This is a genomic window from Streptomyces hirsutus (assembly GCF_001418415.1).
In the GTDB taxonomy this organism is placed as follows: domain Bacteria; phylum Actinomycetota; class Actinomycetes; order Streptomycetales; family Streptomycetaceae; genus Streptomyces; species Streptomyces hirsutus.
In genome coordinates this window covers 1-23,400 of sequence record NZ_LIQT01000245.1, presented here as the reverse complement: position 1 = coordinate 23,400, position 23,400 = coordinate 1, and the positions used below count along the sequence as shown (strand labels likewise).

Annotated in this window: 21 protein-coding genes; 19 read left to right on the top strand and 2 right to left on the bottom strand. The window is 69.3% G+C overall.

Translation table 11 applies throughout. The annotated features are described in order from the left end of the window. Positions 1-7: 7 nt before the first annotated feature. The gene (locus AOK11_RS19150) at positions 8-748 is read right to left on the bottom strand and encodes an AraC family transcriptional regulator (protein WP_055594934.1); all 741 of its coding nucleotides are present in this window, start codon (positions 746-748) and stop codon (positions 8-10) included. 54 nt (positions 749-802) lie between these two features. Between AOK11_RS19150 and AOK11_RS19145 the strand changes: the two genes are divergently transcribed. The 17 genes from AOK11_RS19145 (at position 803) to AOK11_RS19065 (ending at position 20,810) form a co-directional block, all read left to right on the top strand. After that, complete coding sequence (locus tag AOK11_RS19145; protein ID WP_055594933.1) at positions 803-2,011, top strand: MFS transporter; 1,209 nt, start codon at positions 803-805, stop codon at positions 2,009-2,011. Between the two features lie 643 nt (positions 2,012-2,654). Further along, the gene (locus AOK11_RS19140) at positions 2,655-3,548 is read left to right on the top strand and encodes a BTAD domain-containing putative transcriptional regulator (protein WP_079034953.1); all 894 of its coding nucleotides are present in this window, start codon (positions 2,655-2,657) and stop codon (positions 3,546-3,548) included. 621 nt (positions 3,549-4,169) lie between these two features. Continuing rightward, positions 4,170-5,141: a 2,3-diaminopropionate biosynthesis protein SbnA gene (gene sbnA, locus AOK11_RS19135; RefSeq protein ID WP_055594931.1), complete on the top strand. Its 972-nt coding sequence runs from the start codon at positions 4,170-4,172 to the stop codon at positions 5,139-5,141. After that, positions 5,138-6,196: a 2,3-diaminopropionate biosynthesis protein SbnB gene (gene sbnB, locus AOK11_RS19130; protein WP_055594930.1), complete on the top strand. Its 1,059-nt coding sequence runs from the start codon at positions 5,138-5,140 to the stop codon at positions 6,194-6,196. The genes sbnA and sbnB overlap by 4 nt, the downstream gene beginning before the upstream one ends. Further along, a complete protein-coding gene (locus tag AOK11_RS19125) occupies positions 6,196-7,869 on the top strand; it encodes an amino acid adenylation domain-containing protein (protein ID WP_055594929.1) in 1,674 nt (557 codons plus the stop codon). Before sbnB ends, AOK11_RS19125 begins: the two co-directional genes overlap by 1 nt. Further along, a complete protein-coding gene (locus AOK11_RS19120; protein ID WP_240497402.1) occupies positions 7,866-9,080 on the top strand; it encodes an acyl-CoA dehydrogenase family protein in 1,215 nt (404 codons plus the stop codon). Before AOK11_RS19125 ends, AOK11_RS19120 begins: the two co-directional genes overlap by 4 nt. 299 nt (positions 9,081-9,379) lie before the next feature. Continuing rightward, the gene (locus AOK11_RS19115) at positions 9,380-9,952 is read left to right on the top strand and encodes a hypothetical protein (protein ID WP_157869393.1); all 573 of its coding nucleotides are present in this window, start codon (positions 9,380-9,382) and stop codon (positions 9,950-9,952) included. Beyond that, positions 9,952-10,191: a hypothetical protein gene (locus AOK11_RS19110; RefSeq protein WP_055594927.1), complete on the top strand. Its 240-nt coding sequence runs from the start codon at positions 9,952-9,954 to the stop codon at positions 10,189-10,191. The genes AOK11_RS19115 and AOK11_RS19110 overlap by 1 nt, the downstream gene beginning before the upstream one ends. Before the next feature lie 21 nt (positions 10,192-10,212). Continuing rightward, positions 10,213-10,962, top strand: a complete 750-nt coding sequence (locus AOK11_RS19105) for a thioesterase II family protein (protein ID WP_079034952.1) — start codon at positions 10,213-10,215, stop codon at positions 10,960-10,962. An 11-nt stretch (positions 10,963-10,973) separates the two neighbouring features. After that, complete coding sequence (locus tag AOK11_RS19100; protein WP_055594925.1) at positions 10,974-11,834, top strand: nitrogen regulation protein NR(II); 861 nt, start codon at positions 10,974-10,976, stop codon at positions 11,832-11,834. A 78-nt stretch (positions 11,835-11,912) separates the two neighbouring features. Continuing rightward, positions 11,913-12,446: an NADPH-dependent FMN reductase gene (ssuE, locus tag AOK11_RS19095; RefSeq protein WP_055594946.1), complete on the top strand. Its 534-nt coding sequence runs from the start codon at positions 11,913-11,915 to the stop codon at positions 12,444-12,446. Between the two features lie 118 nt (positions 12,447-12,564). Further along, entirely contained in the window at positions 12,565-13,941 is a 1,377-nt protein-coding gene (locus tag AOK11_RS19090; RefSeq protein WP_055594924.1) for a nitrate/nitrite transporter, read from the top strand. Next, positions 13,934-16,012 carry a molybdopterin oxidoreductase family protein gene (locus tag AOK11_RS19085; protein WP_055594923.1) on the top strand — a complete coding sequence of 693 codons (2,079 nt, stop codon included), beginning with the start codon at positions 13,934-13,936 and terminating at the stop codon, positions 16,010-16,012. The genes AOK11_RS19090 and AOK11_RS19085 overlap by 8 nt, the downstream gene beginning before the upstream one ends. Positions 16,013-16,016: 4 nt before the next feature. Then, positions 16,017-17,426 (top strand): FAD-dependent oxidoreductase, encoded by a 1,410-nt coding sequence (locus tag AOK11_RS19080; RefSeq protein ID WP_063793492.1) that lies wholly within the window; start codon positions 16,017-16,019, stop codon positions 17,424-17,426. Further along, the gene (locus tag AOK11_RS19075; RefSeq protein ID WP_055594921.1) at positions 17,423-18,637 is read left to right on the top strand and encodes an NAD(P)/FAD-dependent oxidoreductase; all 1,215 of its coding nucleotides are present in this window, start codon (positions 17,423-17,425) and stop codon (positions 18,635-18,637) included. The genes AOK11_RS19080 and AOK11_RS19075 overlap by 4 nt, the downstream gene beginning before the upstream one ends. A 21-nt stretch (positions 18,638-18,658) precedes the next feature. Next, positions 18,659-19,345 carry a M24 family metallopeptidase gene (locus AOK11_RS19070; protein ID WP_055594920.1) on the top strand — a complete coding sequence of 229 codons (687 nt, stop codon included), beginning with the start codon at positions 18,659-18,661 and terminating at the stop codon, positions 19,343-19,345. A 235-nt stretch (positions 19,346-19,580) separates the two neighbouring features. Beyond that, positions 19,581-20,810 (top strand): pyridoxal phosphate-dependent decarboxylase family protein, encoded by a 1,230-nt coding sequence (locus AOK11_RS19065; RefSeq protein WP_055594919.1) that lies wholly within the window; start codon positions 19,581-19,583, stop codon positions 20,808-20,810. Positions 20,811-21,061: 251 nt separating this feature from the next. Here AOK11_RS19065 and AOK11_RS19060 read toward each other — a convergent pair whose 3' ends face one another. Then, positions 21,062-21,310: a hypothetical protein gene (locus AOK11_RS19060; RefSeq protein WP_055594918.1), complete on the bottom strand. Its 249-nt coding sequence runs from the start codon at positions 21,308-21,310 to the stop codon at positions 21,062-21,064. A gap of 110 nt (positions 21,311-21,420) precedes the next feature. Here AOK11_RS19060 and AOK11_RS19055 point away from each other — a divergent pair, with 110 nt between their 5' ends. Then, positions 21,421-22,653: a sensor histidine kinase gene (locus AOK11_RS19055; protein WP_055594917.1), complete on the top strand. Its 1,233-nt coding sequence runs from the start codon at positions 21,421-21,423 to the stop codon at positions 22,651-22,653. After that, positions 22,650-23,345 (top strand): response regulator transcription factor, encoded by a 696-nt coding sequence (locus AOK11_RS19050; RefSeq protein WP_055594945.1) that lies wholly within the window; start codon positions 22,650-22,652, stop codon positions 23,343-23,345. The genes AOK11_RS19055 and AOK11_RS19050 overlap by 4 nt, the downstream gene beginning before the upstream one ends. Positions 23,346-23,400: the final 55 nt, after the last annotated feature.

Genomic DNA, 23,400 nt, shown 5'->3' with positions numbered 1-23,400 from the left:
GGCCTGGTCATCGGGAGTGCGTCCCCGGCGTATGACCGAACGCACGGCGGAACACATCGATGAAGGCACTGGTGGACGACCACCCGCACTGGTTCGCGACCTTGGTCACCGGTGTCTGCTCGGCCAGCAGGACCAGTGCGCGGTGGAGTCGCAGCTGGGTGCGCCACTGGGGGAACGTCATGCCGAGGTCTTTGTTGAACAGCCGGGAGAGCGTGCGGTCGCTCGCTCCGACCTCCCGCCCCAGTTCGGCGAGTGTGCGGTTGTCCGACGGGTCGGCCCTCAGGAGGTCACATACCGTCCGCAGCAGGGGGTCGCTCGGTGTGGGCAGGTGCATGGGTTGCTGCACCGAGATCCGCAGCTGGTCGAGCAGTACTGCATGCAGCCGCATCCGTTCCGGGCTGTCGTCGTCCTCCGTGCGGGTGTAGGCGATGATCAGCTCGCGCAGCAGCAGACTCACGGAAAGTACGGTGGGGGCGTCCAGACGCAGGGGATTTTCCCACGCGGGCAGCCCCACGAGGTGCAGTTCGAGATCGCCGTGTGCCTGGTGGGCGTGGACGGTGTTGGCGGGAACCCAGATGGCGCGGGTTGCCGGAGCGACCCAGGAACCGGCGCTCGTGGTCACGGACAGCACGCCCCGGCCCGCGTAGACGATCTGGTGGTCGTCGTGCCGGTGCGCGTCGATCTCCGCTCCGGACGCCAGTCGCTGGGTGCGGGTGGGGGCTACGGGCGTGTGGCGGACTTTCGTCATTGTCTGGCAGTTTATCGGAAGCGCGACACGTCGGGAACCGTCCACGATAGCGAGGTGCGAAGAAAACTCTCGATCACGCTCTTATCCGTCGGGCACGGCTGCGTCGACGTCTACCAGGGTGCCGTCGCCTCCCTCGTGCCCTTCTTCGTTGTCGAGCGCGCGTACAGCTACGCCGCCGTCTCAGGCATCGTGCTCGCTGCCTCGTTGCTGTCATCGGTGGCTCAACCGGTCTTCGGCGTGCTGACCGACCGCCGGGCGATGCCCTGGCTGCTGCCGGTCAGCACCCTGCTCGCAGGGGTGGGCATCGCGCTGAGCGGGGTGAGTGACTCCTACGCGGTGACGCTGGCGGTCGTCGCGGTGTCCGGGGTCGGTGTGGCCGCGTACCACCCGGAGTCCGCACGGGTGGCCAGGGTCGCCAGCGACGGCAGCCATAGTGCGATGGGATGGTTCTCGCTGGGCGGCAACCTCGGCTTCGCGCTGGCCCCGGTCATGGTCGCCGCCGTGGTTGCCGTTGGGGGACTGGGCCTCACTCCGCTGCTCGTGCTGCCGGCCGTGGTCGGGGCCGCGCTGTGCCTGCCCGTGCTTCGCGTGCTGGAGACCCGGTTGTCCGACGCGGCCTCGTCGCCCGTGACGGCGAAGGACGACAAGGCGTCCTTCGTGCGGCTCTCGCTGGCCGTGGTGTGCCGCTCCATCGCCTTCATCGGCCTGAGCACGTTCGTCTCCCTGTACGCCACCGAGCGCATGGACGGCAGCAAGGCCGCTGGCACGGCCGCACTGTTCCTCTTGTACCTGGGCGGCGCGGCGGGCAGCGTGTTGGGCGGTGCGCTGGCGAACCGCTGGGACCGGGTCCGGGTTTCGCGCTGGTCGTACCTGCTGACGGCCGGATCGATCGCCGGTCTGGTCTTCGTCCCGGGCCCGGCTCTCTACCTGTTCGTCATCCTGACCTCCGCCGGTCTGTACATTCCGTTCTCGCTCCAGGTCACGCTCGGTCAGGACTACCTGCCCTCTCGGGTCGGCACCGCCAGCGGTATCACCCTCGGTCTCACCGTGAGCGTCGGCGGTCTGATCAGCCCGGTCATCGGAACCCTCGCCGACCGGACGTCGCTGCAGACCGCTCTGGCCCCGCTCATCCTGATGCCCCTCCTTGCCTGGCTCCTGTTCCACACCCTGCCCGAACCCGCCGTGCCGTCCTCCGGCAGCACGACACCGAAGGGGGAAGACGCCGATGCCGAACACTCTCCCGTCCAGCCCGGTCTCCGCTGAGGAATCGGAACCTTCCCTCCGGTCGGGCACAGGGGCCGGTGATGCGGCGCTCCCACCGGCCGCGGAGAGGTGTCCGCTGCTGGCCTGGGGCTGTACGTCCTCCACCGAAACGCCGACTTGGCGCCTATTGTCCGCCCACTCGACGTCGAATGGTGAGGTCGAGTACTGCAAGTGCAGCTGCAACGCCGTCGTGATGCTGTGCCACGGCGAGGTGGCTGCGCTCACCGCCCTTCCGGACGCCGAGCCCGACCCACGTGACGGCAGGCAGTGAGTGACATGAAGGGTATGAGAATCCTCTGTTGCGGCGTCACATCCGCTCAGAGGCGTAAGTAAAGACATCGCAAATGGTCTCACTCGGGCATCTCGATATGTGAGAGATGTGGGCGCTCACCTTTCGGGCGAGTTGACGAGAAACAACCGCAGATGGCTCCGGACGTGCGTGGCGGTACGGAGCCATCGCTTTCTCATGCCGTCACGACGATACCTCGCACACTTCTTATGGCCAGTTCGGAACGTACGGGAAAAAGCCAAGCGGCTTGATTTCCTTCTGGTTGCGCCGGACTTTCGGTACGTATGTTGGCGCAGCAGTCCCCGTGCATATGCACGATGGCTGCCGAACGCTTGACGACCAGGAGGAGACGGTATGCGCGTCAGCATGTGTGCGGTAGGTCAGATGTACGGTGCCGCAGTCGGGTCCATGGACACTCGAAAGCAGGCCCGGGCGAGGATCGGACTGCTGGGTCCGATGCGCCTTCATGCCGAGGACGGCCAGGAACCGGCAAGTGTAGCACCCAAAGTACGGACGGTCCTCGCAATGCTCACCATGCACCCGGACCAGGTGGTGCCCGTCTCCACGCTGACCCGCGAGCTGTGGCCCGAGCAGCCACCCGTGACCGCCCTGCGGACCCTGCAGACGTACGTCCTCAACATCCGCAAGGTGCTCGCCAGTATCACCGAGCTCAGGCCTGAGGACGTCGCGGACCAACTGCTGGTCACCCAGAAGAACGGCTACCGCCTGCACAGCTCCGATCTGCACCTGGACTGGCTGGACTTCATGCGGCTGGCTGACCAGGGGCGCAGGGCCCTCGGCGAGGGCGACAGTCACACCGGCATCAGGGAACTGGAGCAGGCGCTGGGCATGTGGCGCGGCAGCGTCCTCACGGACGTGCCCAACGGAGCCGTGCTGGAGGCGCGCAGACTCATGCTGGAGGAGTCCCGGCTGGACACGATCGAGGCACTGATCGACGCCCGCATCGAGGCCGGCCTGCACCAGCAGGTGATCGCCGAACTCGCCTCACTGACGAGCGAGCACTCCTACCATGAGGGACTGCATGCCCAGTACATGCGCGCTTTGGCTCTCAACGGGCGCCGCGCTGCGGCCCTCGAGGTGTTCGCCCGCCTGCGTACCCGGCTCATAGACGAGATTGGAATTGAACCGGGTTACCCGTTGCAGCAACTACAGGGCACGATACTGAACTCGCACAAGAGCGCACATATGGCTCTCGCGCTCAGCGCGACTGGAGCCTCGTCGAAATAAGAGGCCACTGTCGGTTGTGAGTTCCGCTTTTCCCGGAAGCCGGCACCAGCGCGGCTACGTCTGTATTGACCCCCGGGGCCGGTCGCGTTTCGGCGCACGGGGCGGGCAGGACAGGTGCGAGTACCCCAGCCCGATGAGCGTCCGCTATGGCCACAGACGTGACAGAGCGACCGGTCAGGGCTGGGCGGCGCGACGGGGCGCGTTCCGGCAACGCTCGTACCAAGTGCCACCTGGCTCTTGAACGTTTCTCGTCATGGCTCTCGACACACCAGTGTCAGTGTGACGTCAGAGGCAAGGCACCGTGCCCACCCGCTCCGCATCCTCACGGCCGCGGCGAGCGCGTGCCCTGTCTCTGCCGACCGAACTCCGCCTGTTCGAAGGGGTGCACGTGGCTGCCTGGAGGGTACGTCCCACCGGCTCGGCGCCGGGTCTCCCGGCCCGGTCGACACCCGTGGTTCCCCGCACCTGTACACCCGTGGCTCCGGACCTCGCGCCCACGACACGGAGCCGATCCGCGAGGGACCGCTGCCGGTACCTTGCGCCATCCGCTTCGTCGGTTCCCCACCCCCTCGGCGCGGCCCGCCACCGGACCGTGTCGATGAACGGAAGTGAAGACCATTCATGACCGTCATCTCCGCAGCACACGAACTCCTCGACGGCGATGTGTACATCGACCTGCGGACCAGCCTGGGGCTTCCGCTGCATCTCAAGTGCGAGGGGTTCAACTTCGCAGGCTCCATCAAAATCCAACCCGCCGTCCGGATGGTCGAAGCAGCCCAGCGCGACGGGCTGATCGGGCCGGACTCGGTCCTGATCGAGTCCTCCTCCGGGAATCTCGGTGTGGCGCTCGCCGTGATCGCGGCTTCCAAGGGGATGAAGTTCATCTGCGTCACCGACCCGCACTGCAACCCGGCCACCACGGCACTGATCCGAGCTTTCGGGGCCGAGGTCGTCGTCGTGGACGAACCCGACGCCTCCGGCAGCTACCTCGCTGCCCGCAAGGCGTACGTGCGCAGCAGCTGCGCACACAATCCGCATCACGTCTGGCTCAACCAGTACGAGAACCCGGCCAACTGGATCGCCCACTACGAGAACACCGCGGCCCTCCTTGCCAAGGACTTCCCCGATCTCGACACCCTCTTCATCGGAACAGGCACCGGGGGAACCCTGATGGGCTGCGCTCGCTACTTCCGCGAGCACCGGCCGGAGATCCGCATCATCGCCGTCGACAGCATGGGCTCGGTGAGCTTCGCGGGCGCCCCCGGGCCGCGGCACATCCCGGGGCTCGGCGCCAGTGCGCCCATGCCGTTGATCGACCCTGCTCTCGTGGACGAGGTCATCCGCATCCACGAGGTGGACACCATCCACACCTGCCGCAGGCTCGCCGCCCGCGGACTTCTCCTCGGAGGCTCCTCAGGAACGGTGATCACTGCCGCCGCGCAGTGGTTCGCGCACCACGGGGGCGCCACGCGCACGGCTGTGGCCATAGCGCCTGACCTGGGCGAGCGCTACATCAACACCATCTACAACGACACATGGGTCGGCCGTTACTACAGCCAGGACGACCTGGACAAGATCCTGGAGACATCGTGAGCGAGCAGACCAAAGTCCCCCAGTTCTGCGTGGTCCCGGGAAGCACCGTGCACGAGGTGCTCGACGGACGGCAGACGGAGGTCATCGACCTCGTCGAGGCCGCCTACCGCCTGCACGGGGAGGGACACACGGTCAACCCTCCGTCGTACTTCCTCAGGTTCCCCGACCGGCCCACAGCCCGCATCATCGCCCTGCCCGCGTCGATCGGTGGCGGCCGGCCGGTCGACGGCATCAAATGGATCTCCAGCTTTCCTTCCAACCTCGACCACGGCATCCCTCGCGCATCCGCCGTCCTGATCCTCAACGACCCCGCTACCGGCTATCCGTACGCCTGCCTGGAAAGCTCGATCATCAGTGCCGTGCGGACGGCCGCCTCCGCCGCCGTCGCGGCCCGCGCCCTCGGCGAGAACCGGCCCGCGTCCGGGCGCGTCGGCTACCTCGGGACCGGACTCATCGCGCGGCACGTGCATTCTTACCTGGCCGCACTGGGCCGGGCCCCGCGCGAGTACGCCGTTTACGACCGGTCCACCGAGTACGCGCACTCATTCGCCGACCACCTGCGCACCACCAAGGACGGCACGCCGGTTTATGTGCTGGACTCCGCGGAGGAACTGGTCCGCTCCAGCGACGTCATCGTCTGCGCGACCACCGCAGCCACACCACACCTGCTCGAGCGGTCATGGTTCGCCCACCACCCACTGGTGCTGCACGTGTCGCTGCGCGACCTGGGCACGGACGTCATCCTGGACAGCTTCAACGTGGTGGATGACGTCGAGCACGTCCTCAAGGCGGGCACATCGGTCCACCTCGCCGAACAGCGCACCGGCGGGCGGGACTTCCTGGACGGCACTCTGTACGACGTACTCACCGGGGCTCTGAAGGCACCGGCCGACCGCACGGTGGTCTTCTCGCCGTTCGGGCTCGGCGTTCTGGATTTGACGGTCGGGGAGCATGTGCACGCCCGCGCCCAGGAGGGCGGCCGGTTGAGGCCGGTCGACGGGTTCTTCCACGACCTCGACCGGCACAGTGCCCCGCGTTCGGAAGGGGTCCGGTGATGACTTTCCTCCCCTCGCACACGACCTCGACCCCGGTGCGGGCCGAACTTCCCCTGGTGCCCGACACCGTTGACCGAGCGCGAAAGCTCGCCCTGCGCCATACCCGTGCACTCGATACCGGGACCGCCCTGCTGGACCATGTCATCGGTCACGCCGAACGCGGCCCCGACCGTCCGGCCGTCGTCGACGGTGACCGAACCGTGAGCTACCAAGAGTTACTGGGCCGCGTCGCGGTGACGCGGGACGCGCTGAGCACCGCAGGGGTGCGGCCCGGCGACGTCGTGGCCACCGTCGGAAGCCGCAGCGTCCACACCCCGGTCGTCTTCCTCGCGCTGGAGGCCCTGGGCGCCTCGTATCTGCCGCTTGACCAGAACTGGCCCGAAGTTCGTGTCCGGGACGTGCTCGGTCGCAGCCGGGCCAGGCTGCTGGTGGACTACAGCGGCGGCACCGCGCACGCCGCGCGGGCGGCCGCCGTGACCGGGAAGACCGACATCCTGCTCCTGCCGGAGCCGGACGCCCGGGCCGCCACACTGCCGAGCCGCAGCGGCGACCGCTCCCACGAGGTCCGGTACACGATCTTCACCTCCGGCACCACCGGTCGGCCCAAGGGGGCCACGGTCGAGCACCAGGGCATGCTCAACCACCTGTGGGCCAAGGCGACCGACCTGGACCTGGGACCGGACGACGCGGTCGCTTTCACCGCTCCACTGGTCTTCGACATCTCCGTCTGGCAGATGCTGTGCCCGCTGCTGGTCGGCGGACGGCTGGTCGTGGTGGGCGACGATGCCATGCGCCTGCCCCGCTGGCTCATCGGCGCCCTCGACACCGCGGCCGTCACCGTCGTGGAACTCGTCCCCACCGTCATCGGCTGGCTCGCCGACCACCTGAGCCGCGTCGGCGGCGAGAGGGGACTGCCCTCACTGCGCTGGCTGCTGTCCACCGGGGAGGAGCTGTATCCGGCGGTCGCCGAACGTGCTCTGGGAGTCCTGCCCCATGTGTCCGTAGTCAACGCCTACGGACCCACGGAGTGCTCGGACGACGTGACCCATCACGTCGTGACGGCCGCTGACCTGACCGGTGCCCGGCTGCCCGTCGGCACCCCCGTCGCCAACACCGCGCTGTACACACTGGTCGAGGAGACCGAGAGCGGCCGGTGGCGGGCGGCGGAACCGGGCGAGAGCGGTGAGTTGTTCGTCGGCGGCACAGGTGTGGGCCTGGGCTATCTCAACGACCCCGACACCACGGACCGAGCTTTCTTCCGCGACCCCTTCGACGCCGCCTCGGCCACCGGCCGTCTGTACCGGACGGGCGACCTGGCCCGCGTCGACAGCGGCGTCGTGTACTACCTCGGCCGCAGTGACCGCCAGGTGAAGGTGTCCGGTGTCCGGATGGAACTGGGCGAGATCGAGGTGGTACTGAGCCGGCACCCGGCTGTGGACCAGTGCGCGGTCGTCGTCTCCGGCGAGGGCGAGCACGGTGAACTGGTCGCCCACTACAGCGTACGCGCCCCGGTCTCCGCGGCGGCACTGCAAGAGGCGCTGAGCGCGCAGCTGCCGGCCGCGATGGTGCCCAGGCGCTGGCGGGAGTGGGACGCACTGCCCCTGACCCACAACGGAAAGATCGACCACCGGTCGCTGCACACGTCCGCCGTCCACCGGAATGAGGCATCGTGACGACCGCTTCGGCGAAGACCACACCATCGCAGACGTCCGTGCCGGCCCAGGAGGGGGCAGCGACGAGTCTCGCCGAGCGCGTCGCCTCCGTGGCCCGGGTGGCCGAGGAGCACCTGGAGGCCACCGACCGCGACGCCGTCTTCCCCGAGCAGGCTCTCGCGCAGATGCGCCGCACCGGGCTGCTCGGACTGCTCGTACCCGCCGAACACGGCGGCTGCTCGGGCACCCTCACCGACTTGGTGGACGCCGGCATGGCCCTCGGCCGTGTCGACATGTCCGTCGGGATGATCTTCGCGATGCACTGCCAGCAGTCCGAGGCGATCGTCCGGTATGCCGCCTCGCCACTGCGTGAAGAACTGCTCGCCCAGCTCTCCGCCGGCGACCTCTACCTGGCCTCGGTGACCACCGAACCAGGCAAGGGCGGTCATCTGTTCCGCTCGTACGCGCCCTTGCAGGAGAGCGACGACACCCTGATGGTCGACCGGGTCGCGCCGATCGTGACGGGCGGCGCCGCGGCGGACGGGTTCCTCATCACCATGCGCAGCCCGCACGCGACCGCCGACCACCACGTCTCCCTCGTCTACGCCCACCGGCATCAGCTGCGGATCGAGGGCACCGGCGAGTGGTGCCCGATGGGGATGCGCGCCAGCCACAGCCTGCCCCTGACGCTCACCGGATCCATCCCCGCACACCAGGTGATCGGTGAGCACGGTGCCTTCCACCAGATCGCGCAGTCCGTGTTCGGGCCGCTCGCCCACATCGGCTGGTCAGCGGTGTGGCTGGGCACCGCGGCCGGGGCCCTGTCCCGAGTCCTGCGCTTGCTGCGCGACCCGGCCGGCCGCAAACGCTTCAACCTGAGCTCGGAACTGCTGATGACCCGCCTCTCCCGGGTGAGGCAGCGGCTCGACACCGTCCACGCCCTGCTCCGTCGCACCGAGGCCTTGGTGGCGAGCGGCGCCGACCTGTCCGGCGCGAGCAGTCAGCTCCTGCTGAACAGCCTGAAGATCACCGCCTCCGAGGAGTGCTACCGGGCCGTCGACGAGTTGGTGGACGCCGTGGGTCTGCGCCACGGTTATCTGCGGGACTCGCCGACACGGCTGGAGAAGAGCCTGCGGGACCTGCGGTCCGCCGCGCTCAACTACAGCAACGACCGGCTGCACCTCGCCGACGGGCAGTTGTGCCTGCTCGACCCGAACGTCCGCTTCGTCTGACCCTGGTGGGCTGCCACCGACCCACTGCGGCACACCCATCACCCCACGGTTCGCATAATTCCGTCACGGAATACCGGCAGGGCCGTTTCCCCGGATACACGCGTGCTTCTTTGTCGACCCTATTCCTGATGATGGCACAGGGAAGGGAAAGGTATTGCAGTGCGCGAATTCCACTGCTAGCGTCAAAGCGCGGAAAAGTCAGTACGGCTGGAACTCTCCACCGCCGGCGACTGTGCGGATATATTCTCCGAAAGCCCGCACTGTGACCGCCCCGGCACCTCCGTCACCGAGGGATATTCATGCCTGAGAACGATCAGAAAACCTCGACCGAAAACTGGAACACCGCATTGCGCTACATCGCGGGTCGCAAAGCCGCCGAGGAATCTCTCGGATTCCTCGCCCACATCAGTGCAACCGTGCAGCAGACCCCTCAGCTCAAGGAGGTCGTGCCGGCCGTGGCCAAGGCCTGCGTCCCGTTCTTCGCCTCCGCCATCTCCCTGGGGGCCCTGGCCACCCACTCCCAGCTCGTCGTCCAGTCGCCGACCGGGTACTCCACGGCACTGGAGGGGGTACGGGGCCTTCTCTCCGTGAACGGCACCGAGAAGATCGTGATCAGCGCGCACGAAGGCCTGGTGAAGCAGACCGACCCGGGGCATCTGACGCGGCTGCACCAGTGGCAGGCGGAGTCGGCTGTGGCCCTGCCCATGACCTACCGGGGGGTGTACGGGGGGCATCTGATCGCGCTGCGCGGCGAGGGGCACCGGCGTGGCCCGATCAGTCCCTCGGACCTGGCACTCATCTCAGAGGTGGCCGACCGGGTCGCGGCGTTCAACGCCTTCGTCACGCAAACGGTCGGCTCGGAGAGTCTGTGATGGCGGCCACCTGGCGGGACGTACGCGCCTGGATCCTCCACCGCAATCCCGAACTCACCGAGGACGACGTGGATTCGGAGACCGACATCATCGAGTCACGGATCGTAGATTCTCTGCAATTCGTGGAACTCGTCCTGCACATCGAAGAGCTACGCGGCGAAATGATGGAGTTCGCGGCCGTCGACCTCGACTCCTTCCGCACTCTCAAGGACATCGAAAAAAACTTTCTCTCCGTATAGGGCGAGAACAGTCATACCGCGATGCGAGGAGGTGACCCAGTGGAAGAACGGGCCGTCGTGGTACAGGGCAGCCTTCAGGGAACGACCGATGCCGTGCTGTTTCTTCCGCCCGCGGGAAGTGTCGATTCGCCTTACCTTTCCGTGGGGGAGTACCTGCCGGACACCTTGCCCGCCCTTCACTGCGAAATGCCCGGACGCGGCCGACTGGCCGGCCAGGAGGAACCCGGATCCGTGACGGCCGCCGTCGATCGCTGGCTGGACGACATCACCGCACTGCTGCCGCACGGACGGCGACTGCACCTCTTCGGACACAGCCTCGGCGCGCTGTCCGCCTACGAACTGGTCATCCGGCTCGAGGCCCACCCCCGGTACGCCGTTCGCAGCTTGTCCGTCTCCGGCGCCCGGGAGCCCGGCCACACCCCGCGCACCGCCGTGGCCGCGGCGTTCGCGGCACTGCAGCACACCACCGGCCAGGAGAACGACCCGGACGGTACATGGCTGGCACGGGACGTGCGGATGCGCCGGGAACACCGCGTCACTCACCGGCCGGTCCACGCACCGATCGCGCTGTTCTGCGGAACGGACGATCCCTTCGCCCGGCCCGCCGACATGGCCCCATGGGCCTCCTTCACCACCGGCCCGCTCCTCGGAACGTTCGCCTTTCCCGGCGGACACGACTACTACCTCTCCCACCGGGCTGCCGTCGCCACAGTCCTCACCGACCTGGTGGACGGCCGCTGCGGCCCCCTACCCGCCTCGCCACCCATATGAAGGAGTCGGACATGACAGTCGAGCACCCCAACGCACCCACCATCGAGCAGCTGATCGACGTGGTAGGCAACAGCTCCGTAGGCATCACGATCACCGACCGCTCCGGTGCCGTCCTGCTGCACAACAAGGCGCAGTCCGTCCTCATGCACGGGGAAGCCGACCACCTCGGCGGCCGGATCAGGGCCGCGGGCAGGGACGTGCTTCCGGAGCTGCTGGCAGACCTGGACAAGAACGGCCGCATCGAGAACGTCCGAGTCACCTACCTCAGCGCCGACAGCACGCAGGAGCGTGCCTCCGCAGTGAACGCCGTAGTCGCCGGTGCAGGTGACGACACCAGGATCCACTGGGTCAGCCGGCCGGAACTCGGCGAGCGGCTGCCGATCCCCAGCACCAGCGACGAGGACCCCACCTCCGACGCCGCCGCCTGGATCCGCACGGTCGACGAACGGAGCAACCCCGTCCTGGCCCCGACCAAGGAACACGAGTCGGTGCTGCGCGAGTTCTACGAGGTCGCGCCGGTGGCCATCCACCTGATCGGCGTCAACGGCCAGGTCATGCACGCCAACCCGGCCGACGTCGCCCTGGTCGAGTACAGCGGACAGCCGACGGAGTACGTCGGCCACCACATCCGCAAGATCTACGAAGACCAGGGCCTGCTGGACGACTTCCTCTCCCGCTGGGACGAGGACTCGCCGATCATCAACTTCCGGGCGAACTTCCTCACCCGGGACGGCGCCCCGAAGCCGGTGCTGATCTTCTCCACGGCGCAGGCGGCCGGCGGCAGCGTCTCCAACACGCGCTGCTTCGTCTTCAACGACCCCGAGCCGCAGCGCGCCCGTGACACCGTCAGCGCTTTCGGCTGGCCGTCCTGAACCGCGCCGGGAGGGGCCCCGTACCGGGCCCCTCCCGGACCGCAGACGACGTCAACCCGCCCCTCCATGGGAGTGACCATGTCTCACGTGCTGGTGATCTCGGGGAGCCCCTCCCCGACCTCCCGGACCGAACTCGTCGGTGACTACGTAGCACGGCGGCTGGCCGAGGACGAATGGCACGCCGGGCATCTGAAAGTGCGCGACCTCCCGGCGGAACCGCTACTCAGGGCAGACATCGCGGACCCACGGATCGCCGAGGCCCTGGAGCAGGTCGCCCTGGCCGACGGCATCGTGCTGGCCACGCCGACCTACAAGGCGAGCTTCTCCGGACTGCTGAAGACGTTCCTCGATCTGCTGCCCCAGCACGGCTTCACGCACAAGGTCGTCCTGCCGCTGGCCACCGGCGGCAGCACCGCACACGTGCTGGTACTGGACTACGCACTGCGCCCAGTGGCGCACTCGCTCGGCGCCCGGCACGTCGTACAGAGCTTCTTCCTGCTCGACACACACCTGACCCGGCTCGACGACGGCCTGGACATCCGGCCCGAGAGCGCGGGCCTGCTGGACGGCGTCATCGAGCAGTTCCGCAAGGCCCTGGTCGCGCGCGTCTGACCGCACCGCCCAGCGACATCCGAACCACCGTTGCCCGCGCTCGGACACCGTCGTCCCGCCCCCCCCGCAGCCCCATGTCCGCGCCGGACTCATAGGCGCGGTCCGGAGTACTCACACCATGGCTGAGAAGAACTCAAAGCGCACATGGCTCACCGGCTGGGACCCCGAGGACGAGGACGCCTGGCACCAGGGCGGCCGTCGCGTGGCCCACCGCAATCTCGTCCTGTCCGTCCTCAGTGAACACATCGGCTTCTCGGTGTGGACCCTGTGGTCCGTCCTCGTGCTCTTCACGACCCCCGAAACCGGGCTGGCGTTCGCGCCCGGCGAGAAGTTCCTGCTGGTGGCCACTCCCACGATCGTCGGAGCCCTGCTGAGGCTGCCCTACAGCTACGCGGTCACCCGTTTCGGCGGGCGCGACTGGACCGTGTTCGCCACGCTGATCCTGCTCGTCCCCGCCGCGCTCGCCCTGTATTTTGTGCGACAACCCGGCACGCCGCTGTGGGTGTTCCTGCTCATCGGCGCCCTCAGCGGGGTGGGCGGCGGCACTTTCGCCTCGTCCATGACGAACATCACCGCCTTCTTCCCGCAACGGCACCAGGGCTGGGCCCTGGGACTCAACGCCGGAGGCGGCAACCTCGGGGTCGCGGCAGTACAGCTGATCGGCCTCGCGGTGATCCACACCACCGGGCGTGACCATCCGGAGTACGTCGCGGCCGTCTACCTGCCGCTCATCATCGTCGTCGCAGTCCTGGCAGCACGGTTGATGGACAACGTGGACGCCGTCCGCACGGCCCCCAAGGTTCAGCGCGAGGCCGCTCGGTGCCCGGACACCTGGTGGATTTCCCTGCTCTACATCGGCACCTTCGGCTCATTCATCGGGTTCGGCTTCGCCTTCGGACTGGTGCTTCAGTACGAGTTCGGCACCTCACCCGTGCAGGCGATGGGGTACACCTTCCTCGGCCCGCTCCTCGGTTCCCTCTCCCGGCCACTGGGCGGCCGGCTGGCCGACCGGCTGGGCGGGGCACGCGTGACCCTCTGGAACTTCCTCGGCATGGCCACCGGAACCACGCTGCTCGTCGTCGCCTCCCTCACCGGTTCCTTCGGGCTGTTCGTCGGCGGATTCACCGCGCTCTTCGTCCTCAGCGGCCTGGGCAACGGCTCCACCTACAAGATGATTCCCGGCGTCTTCGCCCGGCGCGCAGAGGTCGCGGTGACCGGTGGCGCCGACGCCGCCCAGGCCTTCGCGCGGGCCCGCCGGCTGTCCGGCGCGGCCATCGCCATCGCCGGCGCCGTGGGAGCCCTGGGCGGCGCGGCCGTCAACGTCGCCTTCACTGTCTCCTACGCGGACGGTTCCGGCTCCGGAATACCCGCCTTCCTGTTCTTCCTCGCCTACTACAGCGTGTGCGTCCTGATCATCCGGTCCGTCTACCTCCGCCAGGAGGCGCCCCGGGCCTCGACCGCGCCGGACGGGATACGGGAGGCCAGCCGTGCCTGACGCCCTTGCCGTGACGCGGACACACTGCCCGTACTGCGCTTTGCAGTGCGGCACTCGGATCACCGGCCGCCGTGCCGCGGCCGTGACGGTCGAGCCCACCGATTTCCCGGTCAACCGAGGCCGGCTCTGCCAAAAGGGCTGGACCGCGCAAGAGGTCCTCACCGCCCCCGACCGGCTGACGACTCCTCTCGTGCGGGGCCGTGACGGCAGGCTGCTGACCGCTTCATGGGGCAGCGCTCTGGACACCGTCGCCGATGGCCTGGACCGCGTCCGGGCCCGGTACGGCCCGGACGCATTGGCCGTCTTCGGCGGGGGCGGCCTGACCAACGAGAAGGCCTACCTGCTCGGCAAGTTCGCCCGGCTGGCCTTGGGCACGAGCAACATCGACTACAACGGCCGCTTCTGCATGTCGTCCGCCGCTGCGGCCGGCAACGACGCCTTCGGCGTGGACCGGGGCCTGCCCTTCCCCGTCACCGACCTCGCGCGGGCGCAGACCGTGCTGCTGGCCGGGGCCAACGTCGCCGAGACCATGCCTCCCCTGATGCAACATCTCGACAAGGCCCGGCTGGTCGTCGTGGACCCGCGCCACAGCCCCACCGCCCGCCGTGCCGCACTGCACCTGCAGCCCGCGCCCGGCACCGACCTGGCCCTCGCGCTGGGACTGCTGCACCTGGCCATCACCGACGGGCTGGTCGACAAGACGTACGTCGACCAACGCACCCGCGGGTTCGAGACGATCGCGGCTCGCGCCGCCGCGTGGTGGCCCGAACGTACCGAGGCCGTCACCGGCATCTCCACGCACGCCCAGCGCACCGCCGTCCGTCTGCTCGCCGAAAGCCGCGACAGCTACATCCTGACCGGCCGCGGTGTCGAGCAACACCGGCAGGGCACGGCGACTGCGGCGGCATTCATCAACCTCGCGCTGGCCCTCGGCCTGCCGGGCACTCCGGGCGGCGGCTACGGCTGTCTCACCGGCCAGGGCAACGGCCAGGGCGGACGCGAGCACGGACAGAAGACCGACCAACTGCCCGGCTATCGTTTGCTGACCGACCCCGCGGACCGCGCCCACGTCGCCGGTGTCTGGGGGGTGCCACCCGACCGGCTGCCCGGCCCCGGACTGCGGGCGTACGAACTGCTCGACGCACTCGGTGAGGAGCACGGGCCCCGCGCGCTGCTCGTCCTGGGCTCCAACCCGGTGGTCTCCGCCCCGCACGCGGCGCGGATCGCGGCACGTCTCGCCTCACTGGACCTGCTGGTCGTGGCCGACTTCGTCCCCTCGGAGACGGCGCGGGCAGCCGATGTCGTCCTGCCGGTCACCCAGTGGGCGGAGGAGGAGGGCACCCTGACCAGTCTGGAGGGCCGGGTCCTGCGACGGCGTGCCCTGCTCAGTCCCCCGCCACTGGTCCGCAGCGACCTGGAGATCCTGCACGGCATCGCCGTACGGCTCGGTGAACCGGCCGAGCACTACCCGACGGAGCCCCGCGAGGTCTTCGAGGAACTGCGCGCCGCTTCCAGGGGCGGACGTGCGGACTACTCAGGCATCACCTACGACCGGCTGGACGCGGGCGAGGCTCTGCACTGGCCGTGCCCGGACACCGACACCCCTCACCCGGGCACCCCCCGCCTGTTCCTCGACGAATTCGCCCACCCCGACGGACGCGCGCGCTTCGCCGACGTCGAGCACGACGGACCGGCCGAGGACACCGACGCGGAGTACCCCGTGCACGCCACCACCGGCCGGATCCTCGCCCACTACCAGTCAGGTGCGCAGACCCGCCGCGTGGCCGAACTCGCCGCGGTCGCCTCCGAAGCATTCGTGGAGGTCCACCCGGACACAGCGGCCCGTCACGGCCTGGCCGACGGAGCCCTGGCACGGGTGACCTCGGCCCGAGGCGGCATGACCGCCCGGGTCCGGCTCGATCCCACGCTGCGACCAGACACCGTGTTCGTCCCCTTTCACTTCGGCGGGGACGGCCGGGCCAATCTCTTCACCAACCCTGCTCTGGACCCCCGTAGCGGCATGCCCGAATTCAAGGTCAGCGCCGTCCGGCTCGACCCCCTCCCGGAGTGACGCCGTGAGCCACATCCTCGTCCTCGGCCATGGTCCTGCCACTCACCGACTGCTGCGCGGGTTGCGGCGCCACGGGCACGACGGAACCGTGACCGTGCTGTCCGCGGAGTACCGCCCTGTCCAGCACCGTCCGTTGCTGACCACCGTCCTGCAGGGCCGGCTCGAGGCCGACATGCTCCGCCCGGAACCCGAGCCCGGCGCCCGTGTGCTGACCGGAGCCGTCGCGACCGCCGTCGACACCGCCCGCCGCGTGGTGCACGCCCGGCAAGGTGACACCGTCACCGCACACCCCTACGACGTCCTCGTACTCGCCTGCGGCGCCCGCCCGGTGATCCCCCCGCTCCCCGGGACGAGCGACCGGACCGGGCGGCTCGCGCCGGGCGTCACCACGCTGCGCGAGGTCACCGACTGCGACCGCATACAGGGCACAGCCGTGACGGTGCTCGGAGGCGGACCGCTCGGCGTGGAGACGGCGAGCGCGCTGGCCCTGCGGGGCACCGTGACCACCCTGGTCTGCTCCGGCCCACACCCACTGCACGAACGGCTCGGCGACACTGGCGCGGCCCTGCTGACCGCACGACTGCGGGAGGCCGGGGTCGATGTCCTCGGCGGACGCAGGGCCGTACGCCGCGAGCCGGGCCGCCTGCTGCTCGACGACGGCACCGAGGCGGCGGCCGACAGCCTGGTGCTGTGCACCGGCGTGGAACCCGAGGTCCGGCTCGCCCGCGCGGCCGGTATCAGGGTGCACCACGGGATCGTCGTAGACGACGCGCTGTGCACCAGTGACAGCCGCGTCCACGCCATCGGGGACTGTGCCGAGCACGCGGGACGCACCGTGGCGGGCCATGAGTCCGCGCTCGCGCAGGCCGACACCCTGGCCGCGGTGCTGACGGGCCGTGAGGTGGCGCACCGGCTCACTCCCGCCGTTCTGCGCCTGCGCACTCATGTCGTGGACGTGGCGTGTATCGGGCCACTCGCCGCTTTCCGGCGGAGCGGCATCCGGACCGTCGGCCTGTTCGACCCGGCGGGCCGGCGCTACGCGCGGCTGGCGTTGGACGGCGACCGGATCGCCGCCGCCGTGCTGCTCGGCCTGCCAGATGCGATCGCCACTGTCAGTCATCTACACCGGCGCGGCCTGCCCGTCCCCTCCGACCGGCTGGGCCTCCTTCTCGGCATCCGGTCGCACTTCCCCCCAGCCGAGGACGACGATCGGACGGACTCCATGGTGTGTCTATGCAACCACGTCTCCCGGCGACAACTCGCCGGTGCTTGGGAACTCGGCGCTCGGACAGTTCCCGCTCTGGTTCGGGCCACCCGTGCCACCACAGGCTGCGGCAGTTGTATCGAGCGGGTGGAAACGCTCTGCGCGGGCTGGACAGATGCCGCCGGACGGGAACTGGAGCCGACACCATGACAGCCACCCTGGTCGTGATCGGGCACGGGATGGTCGGTCATCGACTCGTGGACACACTCCGCGAGCTGGACCGGGATCGCCGGTGGCGCGTAGTCGTGCTGGGTGAGGAACGGGAGCCGGCCTACGACCGTGTGCGGCTGTCCGCCTACCTCGGAGGGCGCAGCCGGGCAGAGCTCAGCCTCGTCGCATTCGAGTTCCTGGCGGATCCACGGATCGAAGTGCGCTCCGGAACGCCGGCTGTCCATGTCGATCGGCGGGCGCGCACGGTACGGACGGCCGACGGCAACGTGCTCCCGTACGACGCATTGGTGCTGGCCACCGGTTCGCGTCCGTTCGTCCCGCCTGTGCCCGGCCGGGAACTCGACAACTGTTTCGTCCAGCGGACGCTGGAGGACACCGATGCGTTGCGTGCCGCGGTCCGGCCGGGACGGCCTGCGGTCGTCGTCGGCGGCGGCTTGCTGGGGCTGGAGGCGGCGCAGGGACTGCAGTTGCTGGGCATGCGACCCCATCTCGTGGAGGCCGCGCCCCATCTGATGCCGACCCAGCTCGACGCGGAGGCAGCACACGTCCTGCAGCACGGGGCCAATCGCCTGGGCCTGCACCTGCACTGCGGTACCACGGTCACGGCAGTGAACGCCGGGTCGCACGGCGCGGTGCGGTCCGTCACCCTCGGCGATGGCACCGTGCTCGATACCGACCTGGTCGTCTTCGCCGCAGGGGTGCGCCCTCGGGACGACCTGCCGGTCGCTCCGGCTCTGCGGCTCGGTGACCGTGGCGGGTACCTCACAGACGCCCTCTGCCGGACCTCGGACGACCGCGTCTGGGCCGTCGGAGAGTGCGCGGCCGTGCTGGGACGCTGCCATGGCTTGGTCGCGCCGGGATACCGGATGGCGCAGAGCGTCGCCCGTCAGCTGACAGGCCGTCCCAGCGAGCCGCTCGACGCCATGGACACTTCCACCGAGCTGAAACTGCTCGGCGTGCATGTGGCGACGTTCGGAAGTACGTCGGATGAGGACGGCAGTGCCGTTGAGATGACCTTCCGAGAAAGCGTCTCCCGCTATGCCAAAGTCTTCCTGCGCCGGGACACGGGAGCCCTGCTCGGTGGAATCCTCGCGGGGGAGACAGGCTCCCGGACCGACCTCGCCGCCCGGGTCGGCCGGCCGCCGGCCGCCGACCTGGAGCGCGTGCTGTTCCCCGATCCGTCGTTCTAGCCGAAACCTGTGAGGACACCCATGCTCGATGAGTCCGTCCGTGCGGCACGACTGCTGGAAGCCCGGGCGCAGGCCGTCGAACTGTTCACCGAGGTGAGCGCCCGAGGGCTGATCACGCCTGGCAAACGGGAGCGCACCGCCAGCGACGAGGTCCGGGACCTGGCGCACGATCTGTTCGGCACTACGCGGTACTGGCACAAGCGGATCGTGCGGTGTGGGCCGAACACCCTCAAGCCGTACGAGGACAATCCGCCTGACCGAGTGATCGGTGCCGACGACATCGCCTTCGTGGACTTCGGGCCGATCTTCGGCCAGTGGGAAGCCGACTTCGGACGCACGTACGTGCTCGGCGACGACGTCACCCGATTGCGACTCCGCGATGCCCTTCCCGGTCTGTTCGCCGAGGGCAAGCGCTTCTTCGACAGCCGCCCGGAGCTGACGGCAGCGCGTCTGTACGCGGAGATCGAGCGGCTGGCCCGGGATTCCGGGTGGGAGCTGGGCGGCTGGCACGCCGGGCACCTGGTGGGGGAATTCCCGCACGAGCGCATCAAGGACGCGCTTGTCCACTCGTACATCACGCCCGGCAACGACCTGCCGCTGCGCCGACGGGACCGCTCGGGCCGGCTCTGCCACTGGATCCTGGAGATCCACCTGATCGATCGACGTGGCGGCTTCGGCGGATTCTACGAGGATCTCCTGGACTTGTGAGGGGGCGATGGGCGCCGCTCACGCAGAGGTGGACGTCGGCCCCGCACCGCCGCGCGCTGCGGTCGCGCTGGCGCTCGGCATCGACACGGCGACCGCTCAGGTGGATCGGTCGAAGTGGTCGAGGTCATGCCCGAGCTTGTCCCGCGGGACGGTTCCTGAAACAGGCCGGCCCGCACCCAAGAGCGCGGAGCGGGCCGGACCGGCCGACTCCACCAGGAAAGGGAGCAGGGTGACCATGAACTTCGACAGCGATTTCCTCCCGGACGAATCGGGGCTGATCCATGCAGTGCACAGACTGCTGCACGAGCTGCGGAATCCGGGGGTACCGCACGCTTCCCCGGACACAACAGCTGACCTGCCGGATGAACTGCCCCGGGACGGCATCGGCGGCCATGCCGCACTCGACGCGCTGTCGGCCACGGCGTTCGAGAAGGCCAGCCGCCTCGACCACCCGGGCTTCTTCGCACACATGGACCCTCCCACGCCGTGGCACGCCTGGGCAGCCGTGATGTGGGCAGCGGCGACCAACCAGAATCTCCTGCACCCGGACACCGCCCCCGCAGCGCGTGCGCTGGAGGAGCGGGTGATGCGGTGGATGGCCTCCGCATACGGCATGGACGGGGGCCACTTCGTCCCGGGCTCCACCATCGCCAACCTCACCGCGCTTTGGGCGGCCAGGGAACTCACGGATGCAACACAAGTGATTGCTTCCTCGGCTGCGCATCTGAGCGTTGCCAAAGCCGCCCATATCCTGGGCATGGATTATCTCCAGGTGCCCGTCGACGATCGGCAGAGCCTGCGCGAGGACTTGCTCCCCGGCGATCTGTCGCGCAGCGTGCTGGTGCTCACCGCCGGGACGGTCGCCACCGGCGCAGTGGACGCACTGACCGCCGGCCAGGGCGCGGCCTGGCGTCACGTGGACGCTGCATGGGCCGGGGCACTGCGTTTCTCCTCGCGTGCCGAGGTGCTGGAAGGGATGGACCTGGCCGACTCGGTCGGCATCTCACTGCACAAGTGGTTCTTTCAGCCCAAGGGCAGCGCCATGGTGCTCTTCGCCAGAGCCGCCGAAGCACAGCGAGTGATCAGTTTCGGCGGGGGGTACCTGGCTGCGCCGAACGTCGGACTGCTGGGTTCCAGAGGAGCCTCGGTTCTTCCCCTCGCCGTCACACTGCTCGCCTGGGGCACCCGGGGAATCACCGAACGCATCGACGCCTGTCTGACCACCGCGGACTCCCTCGCCGATTTGGTCACCGCCGAACCCCGCCTCACCCTGTGGCGGCCTCCGCGCACCGGAGTCGTCAACTGGCGGCCGACTGACCGTAACACCGAAGCAGTACACGGCCGATTGGACGCTGCCTGGGTCAGCACGGCGGATATCGACGGACAGCGCTGGTTCCGGTCAGTGGCCGCCAATCCGCACGCAGACTCCTGCACAGTGGTGCGGCGCGTGCTGGACGCCTTGTAGTCGCTTGGCGAATGCCGCACATAGCTGTGGTCATGTGACAAATGAACCACCCCGGGTCGAATGGAGGCTCCGGACAACCCGGAGCGGTTCATCTCGGACGTGCCCGTTGCGGCCGGAGTCCGCATGGCCAAGACACCCTTTGCCGCCCACGTTCGCCGACGCGGCAGGTCCTCGCTTTCCGTACCTCACTGGTGTTGCACCGGCACCACAGCGGTGGACCACCGCCGTGGTGCCGGTGCCGTCGGCACGTCTCAGGCGGGGTCGCCGCCGCGGTTCAGATAGGCGTCCACCTTGCCGCGGGAGTCGACCAGGAGGTAGTCGTCACGGCCGTCGCCGTCCAGGTCTGCCCAGCGGATTTCAACATCGCCGTCGACGCCGGACGCGATCTGTCCGCGCGCAATCCAGCCGGGGCGGTCGCCGAAGTCGGCGTTCGGCGGCGAGTTGGGCGCGTGGCGCCGGGGGCGGGCTGTCTTCCGCGTGAGGCGGCTCGGCAAGGACAAGGCCGGTGCCCAGCGGGCGGCGGTGGGTCATCACCCGATCGGACGCCTCCGCGGTGGTGGCCGGCGATGGCAGGCCAGCGGTCCTCGGGTGTCGGCCCTACGGTGGTGGCATGGCAGTGATCAACGGTTGGCGGCGGGGGGTGGGCGCCCGGGCCGGCATGCTGGACGTGCTGGGGCCGGTTGTGCTGTTCGTGCTGTCGGTCATGGCCGCCTCCGTCATCCCGCAGGAGCACCGGATTTGGGTCCGCCCGCCTGTCGTGGTGCTGGCGGGGGTCTGCTGTTTCGCGTTGCTGTGGCGTCGTCGCCACCCGTTCGGCGTCCTGGTCACCGCCCTCGCCTGCGGGGTGGTCTTCCAGGCGCTCGGGGTTCGGGAGAGTCCGTTGGTGACGAGTCCGGTCATCGTGTCCGTCTACACCGTGGCCGTCCGGACCGACCGGCGGACTGCATGGATGGTGGCGTTGGCCTCGGCCGCCCTGCTGGTCGGGGCAACCGTGGTGTTCGGCTCCGGCTCCGGCTCATGGCTTATCCGGGACAACGTGGCGATGCTGGCCTGGACGGCCCTGCCCGCCGCCGTGGGGGACGGGGTGCGCTCACGCCGCGCGTATGTGGCGGCCGTGGAGGAACGGGCGGAGTACGCGGAGCGGACCCGTGAGCAGGAGGCACGGCAGCGGGTGGCGGCCGAGCGGATTCGGATCGCGCGCGAGTTGCACGATGTGGTCGCGCACCACATCGCCTTGATCAACGCGCAGGCCGGTGTTGCTGTTCACCTGGTGGAGCGGCGGCCGGAACAGTTGGTCACCGCTCTGGAGGGCATCCGGGACACCAGTCGGTCCGCGCTGGAGGAACTCCGGGTGACCGTGGGCCTCCTGCGGCAGTCCGATGATCCAGAAGCGCCGCGGGATCCGATGCCGGGCCTGGCGCAGGTACCGGAGCTTCTGGTGTCCTTCGAGCGTGTCGGCCTGTCCGTCAGGCACATGCGGTACGGCATGGCCGAGCCGCTGGCGCCGGCGGTGGACCTGGCCGCGTACCGCATCGTGCAGGAGGCCCTGACGAATGTGCGCAAGCACGCCGGGGCCGATCACGCCCGCCTCTACCTGCACTACCGGCCCCAATGGCTGACGATCACGGTCGAGGACGACGGGCGCGCCCGACCGCACAAGCCCCGCCCCGGGACCGGCCACGGACTGATCGGGATGCGCGAGCGTGCGGCCAGCGTCGGGGGAAAGCTGGAGGCCGCGGCGCGCCCCGACGGGGGCTTCACCGTGACCGCCGAACTGCCGCTGCGGCCGGGCGCGGCAATCGTGGCACCGGTCGGGCGGGACGCCGAGGAGAGATGGGCATGACGATCCGCGTACTGCTCGCTGATGACCAGGCCCTGCTGCGGGGCACCTTCAGGATGCTGTTCGATTCCGCCGACGACATGGAGACCGTGGGCGAGGCGTCCAACGGCCGCGAGGCGGTGGAGCTGGCGAGGACGCAGCAACCGGACGTGATCCTGATGGACATCCGCATGCCTGAGATGGACGGCCTCGTCGCCACGCGGCTGATCGGCGAGGCCGAGGACCTCTCGGCGGTGAAGGTCCTGATCCTGACCACCTTCGAGGACGACGAGTACGTCGCGGAGGCCCTGCGGGCGGGTGCGAGCGGCTTTCTCGGCAAGGGCGCCCGGCCCGAGGAGCTGCTCGACGCCGTCCGCACGGTCGCCGCAGGGGACGCGCTGCTGTCCCCCTCGGCGACCCGGGGGCTGATCAGGCGGTTCCTGGCGCAGCCGGAACCGTGCACGGCAGCCGTGCACGAGCGGCTGGAGTGCCTGACGCGGCGGGAGCGCGATGTCCTGGGGCTTGTCGCGCTGGGGCTGTCGAACGACGAGATCGCCGAGCGTCTGTTCGTCAGCCCGCTGACGGCCAAGACCCACGTCAACCGGGCGATGAGCAAGCTGGCCGCCCGCGACCGGGCCCAGTTGGTGGTCATCGCCTACCAGTGCGGCGTGGTCAGCCCGGCGACGACGGCGACTCGTCCCCCGGGGGCCGGGTGAAGGCCGGCGTGGCCGCGGGGCGCGTGGTGGCCCTGTCGTAGGCCGGCCTGCCGGA

What these genes read in the sequence shown, in the direction of transcription:
- AOK11_RS19150 (WP_055594934.1), bottom strand. Translation starts at nt 748, where the DNA reads ATGACGAAAGTCCGCCACACGCCCGTAGCCCCCACCCGCACCCAGCGA.
- AOK11_RS19140 (WP_079034953.1), top strand. Translation starts at nt 2,655, where the DNA reads ATGCGCGTCAGCATGTGTGCGGTAGGTCAGATGTACGGTGCCGCAGTC.
- sbnA (WP_055594931.1), top strand. Translation starts at nt 4,170, where the DNA reads ATGACCGTCATCTCCGCAGCACACGAACTCCTCGACGGCGATGTGTAC.
- AOK11_RS19125 (WP_055594929.1), top strand. Translation starts at nt 6,196, where the DNA reads ATGACTTTCCTCCCCTCGCACACGACCTCGACCCCGGTGCGGGCCGAA.
- AOK11_RS19115 (WP_157869393.1), top strand. Translation starts at nt 9,380, where the DNA reads ATGCCTGAGAACGATCAGAAAACCTCGACCGAAAACTGGAACACCGCA.
- AOK11_RS19110 (WP_055594927.1), top strand. Translation starts at nt 9,952, where the DNA reads ATGGCGGCCACCTGGCGGGACGTACGCGCCTGGATCCTCCACCGCAAT.
- AOK11_RS19105 (WP_079034952.1), top strand. Translation starts at nt 10,213, where the DNA reads ATGCGAGGAGGTGACCCAGTGGAAGAACGGGCCGTCGTGGTACAGGGC.
- AOK11_RS19100 (WP_055594925.1), top strand. Translation starts at nt 10,974, where the DNA reads ATGACAGTCGAGCACCCCAACGCACCCACCATCGAGCAGCTGATCGAC.
- ssuE (WP_055594946.1), top strand. Translation starts at nt 11,913, where the DNA reads ATGTCTCACGTGCTGGTGATCTCGGGGAGCCCCTCCCCGACCTCCCGG.
- AOK11_RS19090 (WP_055594924.1), top strand. Translation starts at nt 12,565, where the DNA reads ATGGCTGAGAAGAACTCAAAGCGCACATGGCTCACCGGCTGGGACCCC.
- AOK11_RS19075 (WP_055594921.1), top strand. Translation starts at nt 17,423, where the DNA reads ATGACAGCCACCCTGGTCGTGATCGGGCACGGGATGGTCGGTCATCGA.
- AOK11_RS19070 (WP_055594920.1), top strand. Translation starts at nt 18,659, where the DNA reads ATGCTCGATGAGTCCGTCCGTGCGGCACGACTGCTGGAAGCCCGGGCG.
- AOK11_RS19065 (WP_055594919.1), top strand. Translation starts at nt 19,581, where the DNA reads ATGAACTTCGACAGCGATTTCCTCCCGGACGAATCGGGGCTGATCCAT.
- AOK11_RS19055 (WP_055594917.1), top strand. Translation starts at nt 21,421, where the DNA reads ATGGCAGTGATCAACGGTTGGCGGCGGGGGGTGGGCGCCCGGGCCGGC.
- AOK11_RS19050 (WP_055594945.1), top strand. Translation starts at nt 22,650, where the DNA reads ATGACGATCCGCGTACTGCTCGCTGATGACCAGGCCCTGCTGCGGGGC.